Origin of the sequence: Caproiciproducens sp. NJN-50, assembly GCF_004103755.1 — a bacterium.
GTDB lineage: Bacteria > Bacillota > Clostridia > Oscillospirales > Acutalibacteraceae > Caproicibacter.
In genome coordinates, this window is sequence record NZ_CP035283.1 from 475,445 (window position 1) to 490,288 (window position 14,844).

A 14,844-nucleotide genomic window follows, 5' to 3' on the forward strand; every position below is an offset into this window, starting at 1 on the left:
TGATTCCATGTCTCTTCCGAACATCGTAGCCGAATGGAAAAAGATTGCCTGGGTCGCGGATTTCGCAATCCCCCTGGCCGTATTTTTATTCGTTTATTTTCTCCGCGGCACTGCGGTCAATTGGATGTTCCGGCCCGTGAAGAGGCTGAATGCCGGGAAAAAATGGCCCGTGGAGCTGGAATGCAGCTTTCAAAAGCCGCTCCGTGCGCTGATCGGCCTGTTGGGACTGTACGGCGCGCTGTGGATATCGCCGGCCGTTCCTCACAGCGGAGCCGTCTGGGAAATTGTGGTCAAGTGTTTTCGCAGCCTTCTGATTCTGCTGCTGGCGTGGGGATTCGGCCGCCTGTGCAGCAGCCGTGAGCTGGCCGGCGGGCTGCTGCTGAAAAAGCTCGATGTGAACACCGACGGCGTCCTGTTCCCGTTTCTCTCCAAAATTCTCCGGTTTCTGATTTTTTGCCTGGCGCTGCTGATCGTCGCCCAGGAATGGAATTACAGCATCAGCGGCCTGCTGGCGGGGCTGGGCCTCGGCGGCCTGGCCTTTGCCCTGGCCGCACAGGACATGCTTTCCAACCTGTTCGGGGGGCTGGTCATCTTTCTGGACCGCCCGTTTGCGATCGGCGACTGGATTCAGGCCGGCGACGTGGAGGGAACCGTCGAAAGTATCAATTTCCGCAGTGTAAAGGTCCGCACCTTTTCACAGGCTGTCGTTACGGTCCCCAATTCCAAAATGGTCGACCGGCCGGTTGCCAATTACAGCCGGATGGGAAAACGGAAGGTCAGCTTTACGGTCGGACTGAGGTTCGGCACGACGGAAGGGCAGATTCGCTCCTGCGTGGACCGGATCCGGGCCATGCTTCTTGCAAACGAGGAGATCGACCCGGAAACCGTGATCGTCACCTTTAGCGAGATCGGCAAAGGCAGCCTGGACCTGATGCTTTATTTTTTCACAAAGACGACCGATTGGCAGAAACATCTGAAGGTCCGGGAGGATATCCATTACGGCATTCTGAGGATCCTCGAGGAAGAAAAGACGGAAATCGCTCTTCCGGCCAGCACCGTTCGCTTGGAGCGGGAGGAGTAAAAGGAAGAAAGGCGGAATGATCCGTCCTTGCGGAATGGGTCCCTTTGGGACCGGCGGGCCGCCTCGAAGGGGACGGCCCGTTTTTCAGTCGGTTGAATCTGCTTGGGATTGATGCTATACCGCACACAGCCCATGCTGCAAATATACTTATGCAGAAGAGAGCGGTTCGCGTTTCGCCGCCGCTTCCACCGCTGCGGAATCGGGGAGACGAACAGATGTCAAGTTTAGTGTTCAGCTTTAATACGGTCGCACCCGTCTTCTTGCTGGTGGCGATCGGCTGGCTGGCCAGAAAAGTCGGGCTGGTCGGCGAGCATTTTGTCGATGAGGCGAGCAAACTCAATTTCAGAACGGGTTTGCCTGCTCTTTTATTCCTGAGCATTTATCAGACCGAGGGCCCTTCTCTTTTTAACTGGAAGTTTATCGGATTTATGACCGGAGGGTGTATGGCATCCGCCCTCGTCCTTTGCCTCTTTGTCCCAAAGTTTATCCGGGACAGGAAAAAAGCCTCCGCATTCATTCACTGCGTTTTTAAGCCGAATATGATCGTGCTCGGGTTTCCTTTGGCGCTGATGGCCTTTGGCAAGGAGCACTCCGCCGCGATATCAATGCTGATGCCCGTATTGGTTCCGGCGAATAACATCGCCGCCGTGCTGATTCTCTGCGCGCTGGACCCGGAAGAGCGGGACCGGACCGATTCGCTCTGGAGATCTGTGGCCGGCATTGTAAGAAATCCGATCATTCTGGCTGCTGCCGCCGCGATCCTTCTTCAGCAGTTTCAGGTTCCGCTGCCTTCTTTCCTTCTGAAGCTGCTGAGTTCCCTGTCCGATATGGCAACGCCGTTTGCCCTGATCACCCTGGGGGCCCAGATGACCATGAAGGCCGCCCTCTCGGACCGCGGATACGTGATATCCGCCACGGTTCTGAAGGTGCTGGTTACGCCGCTGGTGATCGTCCCGATTGCCTATTTTTTCGGATTCCGAGGCTATGAGCTGGCGGCGGCTTTTATCGTGTCCGCCTCGCCCAGTGCCGTCAACAGTTACATGCTGGCCCGTGAGATGCGCTCCGACGAGGTGCTGACGGGAGAGATTATTCTTGGCACCACTTTCTGTTCCATGTTTGTTATCTTTATCGGGATTTATATGTTGAAAGCTTTTGCCGTCATTGCGTAATACGGCGGAGACATCTTTTGAGGCCGGGAATATTCAAGGCATGAAAGGGATAAAAATACAGAAGAAAGATTTAAACAGACGACGCGGCAAACCGCGAAAACATTCCAAATCTGCAATCAAACCGGAGGTTGAACCATGAATTACAGCGATCTGGTCAATACTGCGGTGGAAACCGGTTATCTGCTGGTTGTCAACGGCGGGGAGATCTACCGCGCCGAGGAATCCATGCAGAGGATTTTCCGCGCCTACGGAGTCGAAAGCGGCGAAGTTTTCACCATTCCCACATTGATCGAGGTGACCGTCAGCACCCCTGACGGAAGACCCATTACCCGGATCAAGCGCGTTCCGCAGCGGACGGTGAATCTGGACCGCGTGGAGCAGGTGAACGCGCTGTGCCGCCATATCTGGAACGACAAGCCGCGGTTTTCTGAAATCCGGGCCGAATTGGACCGGATTGGAAAACGTCCGGTCCTCTCGTTCCCGATGCAGACGCTCGCCTATGCGCTGATCGCGTCGGCCTTTACGCTGTTTTACGGGGGTTCCCTGCCGGACGCCGGGGTTGCCCTTTTCTGCGGCAGCGCCATCCGGCTGACCACCCGCTTTCTGGAGAGGTTTCGGGTCAATTCCTTTTTTGTCAACGTGGCGGCGAGCTTTATAGCTGCGGCGATCGCGCTCGTGGCGGCGAGCTTTAACGTATACCTGAGCTATGACAAGATGATCATCGGGTCCCTGATGAACCTGGTACCGGGCATCGCCATCACGGATTTCATGCGCGACATCATCGCGGGCGACCTGATGGCCGGAATCCTGCGCCTGACCGAGAGCGTTCTGGTCGCGACTGCCATCGCCATCGGCGCGGGCATTGCCCTCACGGCCTCACGCATGCTTTTGGGGGTGTAAGGGATGAAACTCCTCTGGGAATGCCTGTGGGCTTACGGCGCGTGCGTTGCCTTCTGCTTCCTGTTCAACATCCGGGGGCGCACGCTGATCTTCTCTTCCCTGGGCGGTTTGCTCGGCTGGCTGACCTTTTCTCTCTCCTTTCCGCTCCATAACGACATCATGCAATATTTTGCCGCGACCGTCCTGACAGCGGCTTATTCCGAAAGCATGGCCCGCATTGTAAAAAAGCCGGCCACCGAATTTCAGATCGTTGCGCTGCTGCCTTTAGTCCCCGGAGGAGGCATTTTTTACACCATGGAATACTGCGTCATCGGCAATAATTCCATGTTCATCAGCACGGGCCTTCACACCCTGGGGATCGCGGGGGCTCTTGCGATGGGCGTTTTGCTGGTTTCCACGGTTGTCCGCCTGATTCACATTGTTCGGACGCACCGCGAATGGTGAGCAAGACAAAAACGACAGTGCCGCCCTTTTGAAGGGGCACTGTCGCTTTTTGCAATCCTGGGGTCAAGCCATATGGATCGTATCAAGCTGCTGGAAATCGGGATAGCCTTCTTCCGCATGTTCGGACACGTCCAGACCGGCCAGCTCTTCTTCCGCACTGACGCGGAGGCCGACGGTCGATTTCAAAACCTTGAAAAGCACGAAAGTGGTTGCCAGGACCCATGCGGCGACACACAGAACGCCGAGAGCCTGCACGCCGAGCAGACGGACGCCGCCGCCGTAAAACAGCCCTTTGCCGGTGTCGAACAGTCCGACCATCAAGGTTCCGAAGACGCCGCAGGTGCAGTGGCAGCTGATGGCGCCCGCCGGGTCGTCGATTTTCAGGACTTTTTCATAGAATTCGATCGAAGCGACCACAAGTACGCCGGCCAGCAGCCCGATCACGAGGGCTCCTTCGATGCTGACATAAGCGCAGCCCGCGGTAATTGCGACCAAGCCGCCAATTGCCCCGTTGAGAGACATGCTGACGGACGGCTTTTTATGCCGGATCCAGGTGTAGATCATTGCGGAGCATGCGCCTGCCGCAGCGGCGATATTGGTTGTCATCGCGATTGTTCCGATCGCAGGGATGTTGAGGACGCCCTTGTCGTCGACCGCAAGTGCCGACAGGGTGGAACCGGGGTTGAATCCGAACCAGCCAAACCAAAGGATAAAGACGCCGAGGGCGGAAAGGGCGATGCTGTGGCCGGGGATGCTGTTGGGCTTGCCATCCTTGGAGTACTTCCCGATGCGGGGCCCAAGCATTGCGGCGCCGACCAGAGCGGCCCATCCGCCGATGGAGTGGACGACCGTGGAGCCCGCAAAATCTTCGAAGCCAATCTGAGCCAGCCAGCCGCCGCCCCAGATCCAGTGACCCGCGACCGGGTAGATGACCAGAGAGATTACCGCGCTGTATATGCAGTAAGCGATAAATTTGGTGCGCTCCGCCATGGCGCCGGAGACAATCGTCGCGGCCGTGGCGCAGAAGACGGTTTCCCACAGGATGAAGGCGTCCGTTGGAATGCCGGATGTCATTCCGGCGTGATCGATCGCACCGAAAAAGCCGGAGCTTCCGAACAGTCCGCCGACGCTTTGGCCGAACATCAGGCCATAGCCGATGAAATAAAATACGATGGAACCGATGCAGAAGTCCATCAGGTTTTTCATCATGATATTGGCAATCCCTTTGGAACGGGTCGATCCGCCTTCCAGCATGGCAAAACCGGCCTGCATGAAGAACACCAGAAACGCGGAGATCAGAGTCCATACCGTGTTAATCGAGGACAGAAGCTCTGAAGGAAGCGACGCTGCGCTCACCGCAGTCAAAAGAAAATTCTGAAATCCAGTTTGCATGACAGCCCAACTCATAAATACCCTCCGTTCATAGATGCGGTTTATCGCCCGGATGCAGCACTGAAAAGCGGATTTTCGACCATAATCAGAAAGGCGCCGGACCATTTTAAGGTCCGGCGCCTTTGCCGATGCTGCCGAATGAGATCGGCGGATAATATGAATCTGGTCGAATGCAGGACGGCTGCCAACGTCCAGTGCTGTTTTTCACTTGGGCTAACCTGATGATTTATTATATCCCATGACTCGCGGTTTTGCAAGTTTAAATCTAGATTATGCGTAAATTTTGTAGAGTCAAATAAAAATTACAGAAAGAAATTCTGACAACTGTACAAATTTTCAGGAATATAATATTATCTTCCTTTGCTAAATGCAGGATTTTTAAAATAAAATTCATTATCATGGTTTCTTTATTCTCATCGAACCATGAAGGAAAGGTCCCGCCGTCAGATTTTAACCACACCGGCGATGGTCAGATTTGACAATTTCCTGTTGTTTTTAAGATCCAGGTAAAGCGGGGCGGCACTGTCACCGCGTATGACCTTGACCTTTGGGCGCAGACAGCAGTCCTCGTAGTTTTCCACAACAATCGCGGTAAGGCCGTTGCTCAGCAGGACGCAGGTGCCCAGAGGAAACGCGGCGACTTTTCTCGTGAACAGCGATACGAACTCCAGGTCGAAAAGCTTTCCCGCCCCGCCCATCAGGAATTCCATCACTTCCGAAGGCATCATGGCCGCTCTGTAGGGACGGTCCGACGTCATGGCGTCAAACACATCCGCGATTGATATGATGCGGCTGAACTGATGAATTTCCCTGCCGGAGATCCCATCCGGGTAGCCGCTTCCATCCAACCGTTCATGATGCTGCCGAATGCCGACGAGCGAGGAGATGGGCAGGTCGAGGTTCGCGTTTCGGAGGTACTCGTAACCCAGAGCGGGATGCTTTTTAACCGTTGCAAATTCCTCCGGGGTCAGAGGGCCCGGTTTATCGATGATGTTCTTATCGATAAAGACCTTGCCGATATCGTGCAGAAGAGCGCCCAGCCCAAGTTTGTAAAGAGAATTTGGGTCCATGCCGAACGCCACGCCCACGACGATGGAAAGAACGCCGACGTTGACGGAATGATAATAAGTATAATTATCGTATGACTTCAGGTCAATCATATTGACCATGACATTTCTGTTCTTTATGATCTCTTCCACGATGCCGTGAACGATTGCTTTTGCGTTTTCAGCCGTGTTCTGGCTGATCCCCGTCGATGTCAGGCTTTGGACAAAGATATCCCTGACCGCTTTGGCCGCAGAGTTTCTCAGCTCGTCATCAATGACGTTCTTGATTTCGATCTCTTCCGACAGCTTATCGTCAATATAAACACCCTGGAAACCATTCATCGAGATTCGTGCGATGTAGGATTGCTTCAGCGACTGTCCCTCTTGCAGCAAAAGGCTGCCGTCCGTTCCATATAAACCTCTTGCAAGCACCATGCCTTCACGCAGACAAAGTGTGGGGATATATCTCATATATTTGCCCCCGCAAACAATAACTTCGGTTTTCGGTATCATTTCGGCATAAAATACCAAAATACCCTATTATATATATTAGCCTTTTTAAGCCATATTTCAATAGGGACAGAGTAAAACTCTTAAGAAAATTTAAATCAAAGAAGGAACCGCAAAGCGAAGTTCCTGCGAAAGTTTTCCGCCTGACGGCGGTCAGCGGGCTTTGTTCAGCACAGCGTTTTCTCAAAAGCGATCCTTTCGCTGCCGTCGCTCAGATAGATGACCCCGCAGTATTGAAACCGATTTTTCTGAAGCAGCTTCCGCATGGGCAGGTTCCTTTCGTGCGTGTCCACTCTGATGCTGTATATGCCTTTTTCCAGGCAAAGCCGCTCGGCGTATTTTATCATGTCCGATCCGATACCGAACCCTTTTTTTTTGCCGTCGACAGCGATCCGGTGAATCACCGCATAGGCTTGATCCATGATCCACTGTCCTTCGTAAATTGAGTCGTATGTTTTTTCTCCGTCAAAAGAAATTGCCGCGGTTGCGGCAATTTTCTCATTTTTTAGCAGCACGTAACTGCTCCCGTGCCCGATATCGCTGCGGATACTGCCGGCGTTTGGATAGTTGTTCTGCCACTGGTTTACCCCGAGCGTTCTCAAAGAAGCTTGTGCCTGCCGGATGATACTCATGATCTCTTCTATATCGGACTCTGTGGATTTTCGGAATTCCATTTCACGCTTCATCCTTTTTTAAACGGATGGTCCCCGCGGCGGAACCATTAAAAATTGCAGACCGGTTCTCAGCTCCAGACGCGGAATCAGGTCATCTGATTTCGCGCTGGATATCCAAAATCTCAGCCTCGGTGTTTTCCTCAATAAAATGGATCACATGCTCCATTATGCTGTCCGCCTGTGCGACGGTTCCAACCGCGCAGGCAATTCCCAGGAAAATGGTTTGGCAGGTATCCTGTTCTCCGGTTTCGGAGATGGAAATATTGAATTTGTTCCGCGCTTTTGCAACGATGCTTTTCACGACCATGCGCTTCTGTTTAAGAGAATGGACCCATGGGGCGTAAAGTTTGACGGTCGCCGCTCCGATGATCATCCGCTGTTCTCCTTTGGCCTGTCTTCGGCGGGGACAGAATCAATTCTCTTTCACAATAAACTCCTGAATTTTCTTTAGGATCTCCCTGTCGTCGGAATGAATCCTCAGTTCGACAGGCTTTGTCAAGTTCAGGCTGAAGATGCCCATTACGGATCTCGCATCGAGAATGCGGACTCCATCGACCAGCTCGCAATCCGCGTTTTCTCTGGAAATAATGGAAGAAAACCTTTTCACCTTTTCAATGCTGTCAATCAGTATTTTTACAGTAATCATCAGTGTATACCAAACTTTCTTACTTCATTAAATGGCTGTCATTGACCCGATCGATAATTTTCTGCTTAAAGTTGATCACTTCGTGTTCGTACTCCTGATCCATCAAAGGGGAGTGGATCATAAAGTCGGCGGTTGCTTTGTTGTTTGCGATGGGAATATCATAAACCTGCGCAATTCTCAAAAGAGCTTTCACGTCGGGATCATGCGGCTGTGCCTCCAGCGGATCGGAGAAAAACACCACGAAATTGATGATGCCCTCCACAATTTTAGCGCCGACCTGCTGGTCCCCTCCCAGGGGGCCGCTGTTGTACCCTTTGACCGGAAGCCCCGTCGTCTCTGCGACCAGCCTGGCGGTTGTCCCGGTCCCGCATAAACTGTGATTTTTTAGGGTTTCCCTGTTCTTTGAGCACCAATCGATCAATTCCCGCTTTTTCCCATCATGGGCGATTAAAGCGATGGTCTTCTTTTTACCAATTGTAAAAGTGACGAATTCGTTATCCATTCTTTATCCCTATCCTGTTTTGTTTTTTTATGAATCTGATTTTTTGATTTCTTCAAATAGCTTTTTTATTATACCATATCTTTTGACGCCGTATCATACCTGTTTTGCGCGTTTTCTTCAAGAAATTTTGTCCGTCGTTCCGTTCCGGACAAATCAGCTGCGACGATTCCGATCCTTGGAACAATTTCGCCGGATTTCTCCATCCCAATCCGCGGCTGGCTACCGCAAAACCATATTTGACATAACGAAATTTTTACTGTCACATATTGCTGTTTTGAACCTCCTATAGTATTTCTAATAAGGAGAAAGCTCATATAAACTGATCCGAAGCAAAGCCGACCGGGACCCCTCGGAGCCGTTCTAAGCAATATATTTGGCCGCTCCGCGTTATTTAATATCAGTTTGATATGCACCTTTGATTTTTGCTGATAATTCTTCTTTTTCGCGCTCCGGGATAAATGCGTGTTCCAGGGCTGTCAGATTCAGCTGCAGCATGGTATTGTAATCAAAAAATCGGTATTTTTGACCCAGCAGCATGTATTCTTCGGTCAGGTTGGTATTGGATACGGTCCGGTTATCCGTACTGATGGAAATCGGCACGTGTTCTTTCCAAAACAGTTCAAACGGATATGCTCCCCAATCGGTTGAAGCTCCGGTCTGGAAATTGCTTACAGGGCACATTTCCAATATAATATTTGCTTTTGCGCATCGTCTTCTTATAGCCGTATCCTTTTGAAGGGCAATGCCGTGCCCGATTCTGCTGGCCCCCATTTGAACGGATGTTTCCACATTTTCCGCGCTGCCGCATTCTCCGGCGTGTATCGTGGCCTTTAATCCATAATCAAGAGCAAGGCGAACAAGAGAACGGTAATTCTCCGGCGGAAAGCTGCTTTCACTTCCGGCCAAATCGATCCCGGCAACTCCCTCCGATTTCATGTCGTGGGCTGTTTCCACTACCAGACGGTTGTTTTCTTCCGTATCGCCGCGCATAAGGCACAAAAGCGCACGGCTTTTCACCCCGTAAATTTTCTCTCCCTTTTTTAGGCCCTCAAGGACTGACCCGACGGCCTCTTCGCAGCTCAGACCCCTTCGGCAGCAGCTTATGGGAGAAAATCTGACTTCCATGTAAACGACGTTCTCTTCGGCCGCCTGACGAATCAGATCGAACGATGCCAGGGATAAAGCGTATTTTGACTGGAGATACGGCAGAATGCTTTGGAAGCATTTTAAATAGTCGTCCAGACTGCCGCAATCCGGCTGCACCCGGACCATACCGGCAAATTTCCGAATATCCGTGGGAAAGGGATTTCCTTCTTCCGCCGCAATTGACTCCAATGCGGCCAGGCTTACCGAGCCGTCGAGATGACAATGCAGTTCCACTTTGGGAAGATTTTTTACGGTATGATAATCCATTTGCATTTTTTAAACCCGCTCTCTGTAAAACGCCTTGCGCCGGACCCTCATGGCTTGTTCATGATCAGGCTCATAACTTCGTCGATGGATTTTCCGCTTTCCTGAATCTTTTGATAAAGCATTTCAACCTCGGATTTTTTCTTTTGGTCCAGCAGATCTTTCTTTAGGGACTGAAGCGCGCTGATCCTGTCCTGATGGGTTAAAATCTGAGCGTCGATTTTCGCTATCTTTTCATTAAAAGACTCCTGCACGGTTTTCTTTTTACCACGCGGCAATATAAACACCCCTTTCTTTTTCCTTACAGTATATCATATCACATAATAAATTCAATAAGTTAAAAAACCGCCTGAGTCAGGCGGTTTTTTAATATAGCAGAGAAAAAACAGAACGCCGGGAATTCGAAACAACGGATGGTTTTTAAATTCGAATTAGAAAAGTTGGCTGGCAGAGAGCAATTTTTAAGAAGGGGACGGGGTTAGTTGCGGGAGAAAGAATAATTACCCCCTGCAACTAAACTTTGAAAGGACGGCAAAAGAAATGGTCTATTCTGTCAGCGACTACAAAATTGAAATCGGCGAGCCAGTCACAACAGGAGAACCGCAGCTCAGTGCGGTTTCTAATGTGGAAAGCATGGAGATGAAACTCAAGGGCACTACAAAAGCATGGAATCCGATGGAACTGAAGGGCTGGACCCGAAATATGGTAACCGGCAAGACCCTGTCCTTCACCTTTAAGGGAAAGCGCAGCTACGGCGACGCCGGCAATGATTTTGTAGCGAATAAATTGACCGCAACCGGAAGCGGCTGCGCCGCTGTTTTAAAAATAACATTTCCCAACGGCGATGCGCTTGCCTGCGACGGACTGGTCGACATCACTTCCTCGTTCGGCGGCGCTTCGACCGACATGGATTCGATGGAATGGACGTATACCGTGGACGGCAAGCCGAATTACCAGGCGGCGGAGGTCTGAACCGCAACGGATGCCCGGCCTCTTTGAAAAATCCGATGGATTTCGGATCGGCCTGAACTCCGATTGAAGGAAGGATGAATCAATTGAATATCACGCTTGACGATTACATGAACGAATCCCAGCCCCGCGTCACGATTTTCGGAAAGTCCTACGAGGTGGAAAGCGACTTCAGAAAAGTTCTCGGTATGCAGCGCTTTGCCTCCGGATTGAAAGGCGACATCGATTCGATCCGCAAATTTCTTGCCTTTACATTGGCGGGCGGAGAAACGGCGGCCGACGAGATCCTTTCACATAACATGTCGTTTTCCCTGCTTCAAAAGCTGGAGATTGCCGTTTTGGCTGCGATGACCGGAAAAAAGCCCGAAGAGCTGGAAGGGCAGGTGGGAAAAGCGCAAAAGTCCGCCTTTCGCCCCGGTGAGCACGGCAAAAAGGAACGGGTTTGATCTGGGCCATGATTATGGCCTGATCTATGCGTCCTTCGCCGCGTCTTACGGGATTCGGCTGGGATTGCCTCCAACGCGGATGAGCTGGGAAGAATTCGCCGTCCTTTTGACGAACCTTCCGGCGGAGAGCCAGCTCGCGCGGGCAGTCGCAGTCCGCACCGCCGAAGGTGGCGCGCTCAATGCGCTTTCAGCCGCGCAGAGAAAGCTGCGGGACGATTGGTACGCCTGGATCAACAGCCAAACGCCGGCCGAGGAAAAAGCGGAGGACGGAAAACGGCTGCAGGACTATTTGAAATCAATATTTTGTGAAAGGAGGGATTAGAATTGGACGACAATACGGAAGAAATATCCTTATCGTACCAGCTGGATACGGGCGAGCTCATCAAGGAAGCCTTGGAAGCCGGCAAAGAAGCAGGCGAAGCGCTGAAGGAGGCTGTTTCGGAGTCGCTGTCCGACTTAAAGGACAGGATCCTGGAGAAATTGAATGCCGCTTTGGATGTCGCGCTGCCGGGCCTTTCGGACGGATTCAAACGGGTTTCCGATTCTCTGAAGGATGCCGATTCCAATTTTCAGGACTTTGCCGGCGGACTTTCCGCAAATCTCGGACCTGAGCAGTCTCAGATGGTGCAGGGCTTCGCAGATAAAATACAATCAGCAGTCGATACGGCGACCGGGGCCGCCGGCCTCTTCGGCTCCGCGATGGACCAGATCGGCGGTGCGCGCGATACTCTGTCTAAAGTGAGTCAGGGCATCGGTGAATTCAAATCGGCGGGAAGCGGGCTGGAGGGGGTATCCGCGGCATTGCAGGGCATGTTTTCCCTCGGGCCCCAACAGTTGATTTTCACGGCAATCGCTGCGTTAATCACGCTGGCGGCCGTCATTATTAAAAACTGGGGGCCGATCAGCGCCTTTTTCCAGAGCCTGTGGAATACGCTTCAGGCGGGGGCCAGGGCGCTCGGAACCTGGTTTACAACCGTCTTTCAGAACTATTTTCTGGATGCCTGGAATAAAATCAGGACATCCATCAGCGGGATTCCGGCTTTCCTGGCAAACCTGTGGAACAGACTGATTGTGGGAATCACCAGTCTGTGGACCACGATTTCCGGCATTGTCAAAAAAGCGGTACAGCCGCTGATTCAGGCGATTCTAACGCCATTTAACGGGCTGCAGGCGAATTTTACCGCTCTTTGGAACGGGGTGCGGAAAATTTTCACAGACGCATTCACCGTCCTGAAGAACGTTCTGACGGTTCCGATCCTGGCGATCTGTAATCTGATCAGCGGCAATTTCGGAAAAATCGGTCCGGATCTTCAGAAGATCTGGACCGGCGTCCAGAACGGCATCCGGCAGGTCTGGAGCGGAATTCAGCAGTACTTCACGGGCCTGTTTAAGACGATCGGAAGCATTTTTACAGCCGCATGGAACGGATTGTTTACGACGGTAACCACTGTATTGAATAAAATCAAAACCGGCGTTACGACCGTTTGGAACGGAATCGTCGGGTGGCTCCGCTCGCTTCCGGCGACGCTGATGCAAATCGGCTCCAACATGTTTACCTTCATGAAAAACGGAGTGGAAGGCACGGTCGGGACGGTCGAAACCGCCGTCAGAACGGGGATCGGCAAAGCAATCGACTGGATCAAGAGTCTGCCGGGCGAGGCGCTTCAATGGGGCAGGGACCTCATCAATGGAATCGCCAACGGAATCAAGGACGCCGCAAAAGCGGTGGAGAACGCCGTCAAGGGCGTTGCGCAGAACATCCGTGATTTTCTGCATTTCAGCGTGCCGGAGGAAGGCCCGCTGGTCGACTTCGAGAACTGGATGCCGGACATGATGAAAGGGCTCGCTTCCGGAATCATGGAAAACAAATCGCTGGTTGCCTCAGCTCTGCAGGATCTGACAGGCTCCATGTCTCTGAGCCTGAAAGCGGTCCCGGCAGGGGGGAGTTCAAGCGCGGCGCGCTCGTCCGGTTTTCTTCCGGGCTCCGGCGGCGCCGGACCCGTCATTGACTATCACCCGATATTTCAAAGCCCCAAGGCACTCAGCTGCGGCGAGGTTGCCAGACGGGAGCGCCAGAACGCTCAAAGGCTGTCGCTATTATTTCGGAGGCGCTGAATGGAACTGATCTGTGACAATGAAAAAGGAGAAAAACTCAGACTCGGCAGTACAGGCCCCTTCTGGCTTGTTTCCGTAAGCGGCCTTGGCTCCGATTTCAACGTGTATACGTCTAAAAGCAGCGGCCAGGATGGGGAAAACTACAACGGCTCCGACGCTCAAAAGCGCAACATTGTGCTGACGCTGGAGCTGAGCCTGCAGGGCTACGAAGAGCAGATGGAAAAGCTCTATTGTTTTTTTCAGAAGGACCTGCCCGGCACACTGACTTATGACGGCGGCAAACCCAGGAAGATCCGCTACTATGTCGAAAAGGTGGAGCCGGAGCCGGAGACCTTTATGCCCACGGGCAGTTCCCCGTATGAAACGAGGAATGTCACGGTTTCCCTGATCTGCCCCGACCCTCGCTTTTACGCTCTTGACGACCAGCTCACGCAGCTTGCAGTCTGGCAGGGCAAGATGAAATTCCCGCTCCGTTTGCCGCTGCAGCTCAACGCTTCCGGCCAATCTGTCACGCTTACCCTGGACGACAGCGTGAAGGATTATGACAAGATCGGGATCACCGGTCACACAGTTCAGGACGGAAGCGGTGACCCGTCGCCGGATCATGTGAGGGCGATTCACGGCGCAACCACCCTGACCGTCTCGGACGGCGGAAGCAATTCGCGCATCATTCCCCTGCCCAAGGAGCTTTACAGCCTGCCGGACGGGACGGCGGACAGCTATGACATGGTGAGCGGAAGCGGAATGCAGAAGGTCGGTGCTGTTGTTCTGAATGGGAGTGAACCTTGGATAAAGGCAGATGTAAGTACCGGTACGATCGGAGTGTTTACGCTAAATGTATCTGATGCGATATTGTCTTCCAGCAAAGACAGCATACTCTGTGATCATTTTACTTCCGTTGATTTAGCTGGAACGAATACAAATCTTGTTATAAATGGAATATCACTGAACAATACGGCTCATCAAATCCGCATCGCCACCGACATGACGTCGGATTTAGCGGCGTTTCAATCCTGGCTCGCCGCAAACCCTGTCACCGCTCTTTATGCCATTGCCGTATCACAGCGGGTCAGCGGGAAGGAATCCGTACCGGTTTACCGCCCGACGGCCGTTTTGTCGCTTGATGCCGGGACGCTTTCCGTGCGTGCCATTGGCAGGTTCACCGTGACGGAGAAGGTCAACACCTTGATCGGCAACGTCCGCAACGACAGCGCCGTCCCGATGGGTCTGACGGTCACGCTTCGAGCTTCCGGAACCGTCGTCAACCCGTCTCTTTACGACATCGGCCGGCAGGAGCTCATGCAGGTCAACATTACGATGCACACGGGCGACGTCGTTATCATCACCACGGCAGACGGCGACAAGCGGGTTAAACTGATTTCCGGCGGCGTGACCACGAACATGAACAATAAAATGCTTTATCCCCCTAAATGGCTGCAGGCGCGCCGGGGAGACAATCTTTTCCGGTACAACGCGGACGAGGGGATCAACAATCTGAGCGTGTCCATCCTGAGCACACAGGCATACTGGGGGGCATGAG

17 protein-coding genes are annotated in these 14,844 nt (G+C 52.6%); 9 read left to right on the forward strand and 8 right to left on the reverse strand.

Annotated features, from left to right (window positions below; translation table 11 throughout):
• Positions 1-7 precede the first annotated feature (7 nt).
• From EQM14_RS02415 to EQM14_RS02430, 4 genes are all read left to right on the forward strand, one after another.
• Complete coding sequence (locus EQM14_RS02415; RefSeq protein WP_128741451.1) at positions 8-1,081, forward strand: mechanosensitive ion channel family protein; 1,074 nt, start codon at positions 8-10, stop codon at positions 1,079-1,081.
• 215 nt (positions 1,082-1,296) lie between these two features.
• Positions 1,297-2,250 carry an AEC family transporter gene (locus tag EQM14_RS02420; RefSeq protein ID WP_164918924.1) on the forward strand — a complete coding sequence of 318 codons (954 nt, stop codon included), beginning with the start codon at positions 1,297-1,299 and terminating at the stop codon, positions 2,248-2,250.
• Positions 2,251-2,385: 135 nt separating this feature from the next.
• A complete protein-coding gene (locus tag EQM14_RS02425) occupies positions 2,386-3,150 on the forward strand; it encodes a threonine/serine exporter family protein (protein WP_128741453.1) in 765 nt (254 codons plus the stop codon).
• Between the two features lie 3 nt (positions 3,151-3,153).
• A complete protein-coding gene (locus tag EQM14_RS02430) occupies positions 3,154-3,594 on the forward strand; it encodes a threonine/serine exporter family protein (protein ID WP_128741454.1) in 441 nt (146 codons plus the stop codon).
• A gap of 63 nt (positions 3,595-3,657) precedes the next feature.
• Here EQM14_RS02430 and EQM14_RS02435 read toward each other — a convergent pair whose 3' ends face one another.
• The 8 genes from EQM14_RS02435 to EQM14_RS02470 form a co-directional block, all read right to left on the reverse strand.
• Positions 3,658-5,001 carry an ammonium transporter gene (locus tag EQM14_RS02435; RefSeq protein WP_243112590.1) on the reverse strand — a complete coding sequence of 448 codons (1,344 nt, stop codon included), beginning with the start codon at positions 4,999-5,001 and terminating at the stop codon, positions 3,658-3,660.
• Positions 5,002-5,429: 428 nt separating this feature from the next.
• The gene (locus EQM14_RS02440; protein WP_128741455.1) at positions 5,430-6,503 is read right to left on the reverse strand and encodes an HD-GYP domain-containing protein; all 1,074 of its coding nucleotides are present in this window, start codon (positions 6,501-6,503) and stop codon (positions 5,430-5,432) included.
• 206 nt (positions 6,504-6,709) lie between these two features.
• Positions 6,710-7,216 carry a GNAT family N-acetyltransferase gene (locus EQM14_RS02445; protein WP_128741456.1) on the reverse strand — a complete coding sequence of 169 codons (507 nt, stop codon included), beginning with the start codon at positions 7,214-7,216 and terminating at the stop codon, positions 6,710-6,712.
• Between the two features lie 91 nt (positions 7,217-7,307).
• Positions 7,308-7,589, reverse strand: coding sequence for a DUF503 domain-containing protein (locus tag EQM14_RS02450; RefSeq protein WP_128741457.1), 282 nt, complete (start codon positions 7,587-7,589; stop codon positions 7,308-7,310).
• A 39-nt stretch (positions 7,590-7,628) separates the two neighbouring features.
• On the reverse strand, positions 7,629-7,862 hold the full coding sequence (locus EQM14_RS02455; RefSeq protein ID WP_128741458.1) for an HPr family phosphocarrier protein: 234 nt from the start codon (positions 7,860-7,862) through the stop codon (positions 7,629-7,631).
• A gap of 19 nt (positions 7,863-7,881) precedes the next feature.
• A complete protein-coding gene (locus tag EQM14_RS02460; protein ID WP_128741459.1) occupies positions 7,882-8,364 on the reverse strand; it encodes a methylglyoxal synthase in 483 nt (160 codons plus the stop codon).
• A 387-nt stretch (positions 8,365-8,751) separates the two neighbouring features.
• Positions 8,752-9,783, reverse strand: coding sequence for an adenosine deaminase (add, locus tag EQM14_RS02465; protein ID WP_128741460.1), 1,032 nt, complete (start codon positions 9,781-9,783; stop codon positions 8,752-8,754).
• Positions 9,784-9,824: 41 nt separating this feature from the next.
• Positions 9,825-10,052 (reverse strand): hypothetical protein, encoded by a 228-nt coding sequence (locus tag EQM14_RS02470; protein ID WP_128741461.1) that lies wholly within the window; start codon positions 10,050-10,052, stop codon positions 9,825-9,827.
• A 262-nt stretch (positions 10,053-10,314) separates the two neighbouring features.
• Here EQM14_RS02470 and EQM14_RS02475 point away from each other — a divergent pair, with 262 nt between their 5' ends.
• From EQM14_RS02475 to EQM14_RS02495, 5 genes are all read left to right on the forward strand, one after another.
• On the forward strand, positions 10,315-10,746 hold the full coding sequence (locus tag EQM14_RS02475) for a phage tail tube protein (RefSeq protein ID WP_128741462.1): 432 nt from the start codon (positions 10,315-10,317) through the stop codon (positions 10,744-10,746).
• A gap of 74 nt (positions 10,747-10,820) precedes the next feature.
• Positions 10,821-11,189 carry a hypothetical protein gene (locus EQM14_RS02480; RefSeq protein WP_128741463.1) on the forward strand — a complete coding sequence of 123 codons (369 nt, stop codon included), beginning with the start codon at positions 10,821-10,823 and terminating at the stop codon, positions 11,187-11,189.
• Positions 11,161-11,511, forward strand: coding sequence for a Gp15 family bacteriophage protein (locus tag EQM14_RS02485; protein WP_128741464.1), 351 nt, complete (start codon positions 11,161-11,163; stop codon positions 11,509-11,511). The genes EQM14_RS02480 and EQM14_RS02485 overlap by 29 nt, the downstream gene beginning before the upstream one ends.
• Positions 11,512-11,513: 2 nt before the next feature.
• Positions 11,514-13,304 carry a phage tail protein gene (locus EQM14_RS02490; RefSeq protein WP_128741465.1) on the forward strand — a complete coding sequence of 597 codons (1,791 nt, stop codon included), beginning with the start codon at positions 11,514-11,516 and terminating at the stop codon, positions 13,302-13,304.
• Positions 13,305-14,843: a phage tail domain-containing protein gene (locus tag EQM14_RS02495; RefSeq protein ID WP_128741466.1), complete on the forward strand. Its 1,539-nt coding sequence runs from the start codon at positions 13,305-13,307 to the stop codon at positions 14,841-14,843. It abuts the gene before it with no gap.
• Position 14,844: the final 1 nt, after the last annotated feature.

Excerpts from the sequence above, each read along its gene's own strand:
- EQM14_RS02475 (WP_128741462.1), top strand. The coding sequence starts at position 10,315 with ATGGTCTATTCTGTCAGCGACTACAAAATTGAAATCGGCGAGCCAGTC.
- EQM14_RS02460 (WP_128741459.1), bottom strand. The coding sequence starts at position 8,364 with ATGGATAACGAATTCGTCACTTTTACAATTGGTAAAAAGAAGACCATC.
- EQM14_RS02450 (WP_128741457.1), bottom strand. The coding sequence starts at position 7,589 with ATGATCATCGGAGCGGCGACCGTCAAACTTTACGCCCCATGGGTCCAT.
- EQM14_RS02435 (WP_243112590.1), bottom strand. The coding sequence starts at position 5,001 with ATGAGTTGGGCTGTCATGCAAACTGGATTTCAGAATTTTCTTTTGACT.
- EQM14_RS02495 (WP_128741466.1), top strand. The coding sequence starts at position 13,305 with ATGGAACTGATCTGTGACAATGAAAAAGGAGAAAAACTCAGACTCGGC.
- EQM14_RS02420 (WP_164918924.1), top strand. The coding sequence starts at position 1,297 with ATGTCAAGTTTAGTGTTCAGCTTTAATACGGTCGCACCCGTCTTCTTG.
- EQM14_RS02415 (WP_128741451.1), top strand. The coding sequence starts at position 8 with ATGTCTCTTCCGAACATCGTAGCCGAATGGAAAAAGATTGCCTGGGTC.
- EQM14_RS02430 (WP_128741454.1), top strand. The coding sequence starts at position 3,154 with ATGAAACTCCTCTGGGAATGCCTGTGGGCTTACGGCGCGTGCGTTGCC.
- EQM14_RS02440 (WP_128741455.1), bottom strand. The coding sequence starts at position 6,503 with ATGAGATATATCCCCACACTTTGTCTGCGTGAAGGCATGGTGCTTGCA.
- EQM14_RS02425 (WP_128741453.1), top strand. The coding sequence starts at position 2,386 with ATGAATTACAGCGATCTGGTCAATACTGCGGTGGAAACCGGTTATCTG.
- EQM14_RS02445 (WP_128741456.1), bottom strand. The coding sequence starts at position 7,216 with ATGGAATTCCGAAAATCCACAGAGTCCGATATAGAAGAGATCATGAGT.
- EQM14_RS02480 (WP_128741463.1), top strand. The coding sequence starts at position 10,821 with ATGAATCAATTGAATATCACGCTTGACGATTACATGAACGAATCCCAG.
- EQM14_RS02455 (WP_128741458.1), bottom strand. The coding sequence starts at position 7,862 with ATGATTACTGTAAAAATACTGATTGACAGCATTGAAAAGGTGAAAAGG.
- add (WP_128741460.1), bottom strand. The coding sequence starts at position 9,783 with ATGCAAATGGATTATCATACCGTAAAAAATCTTCCCAAAGTGGAACTG.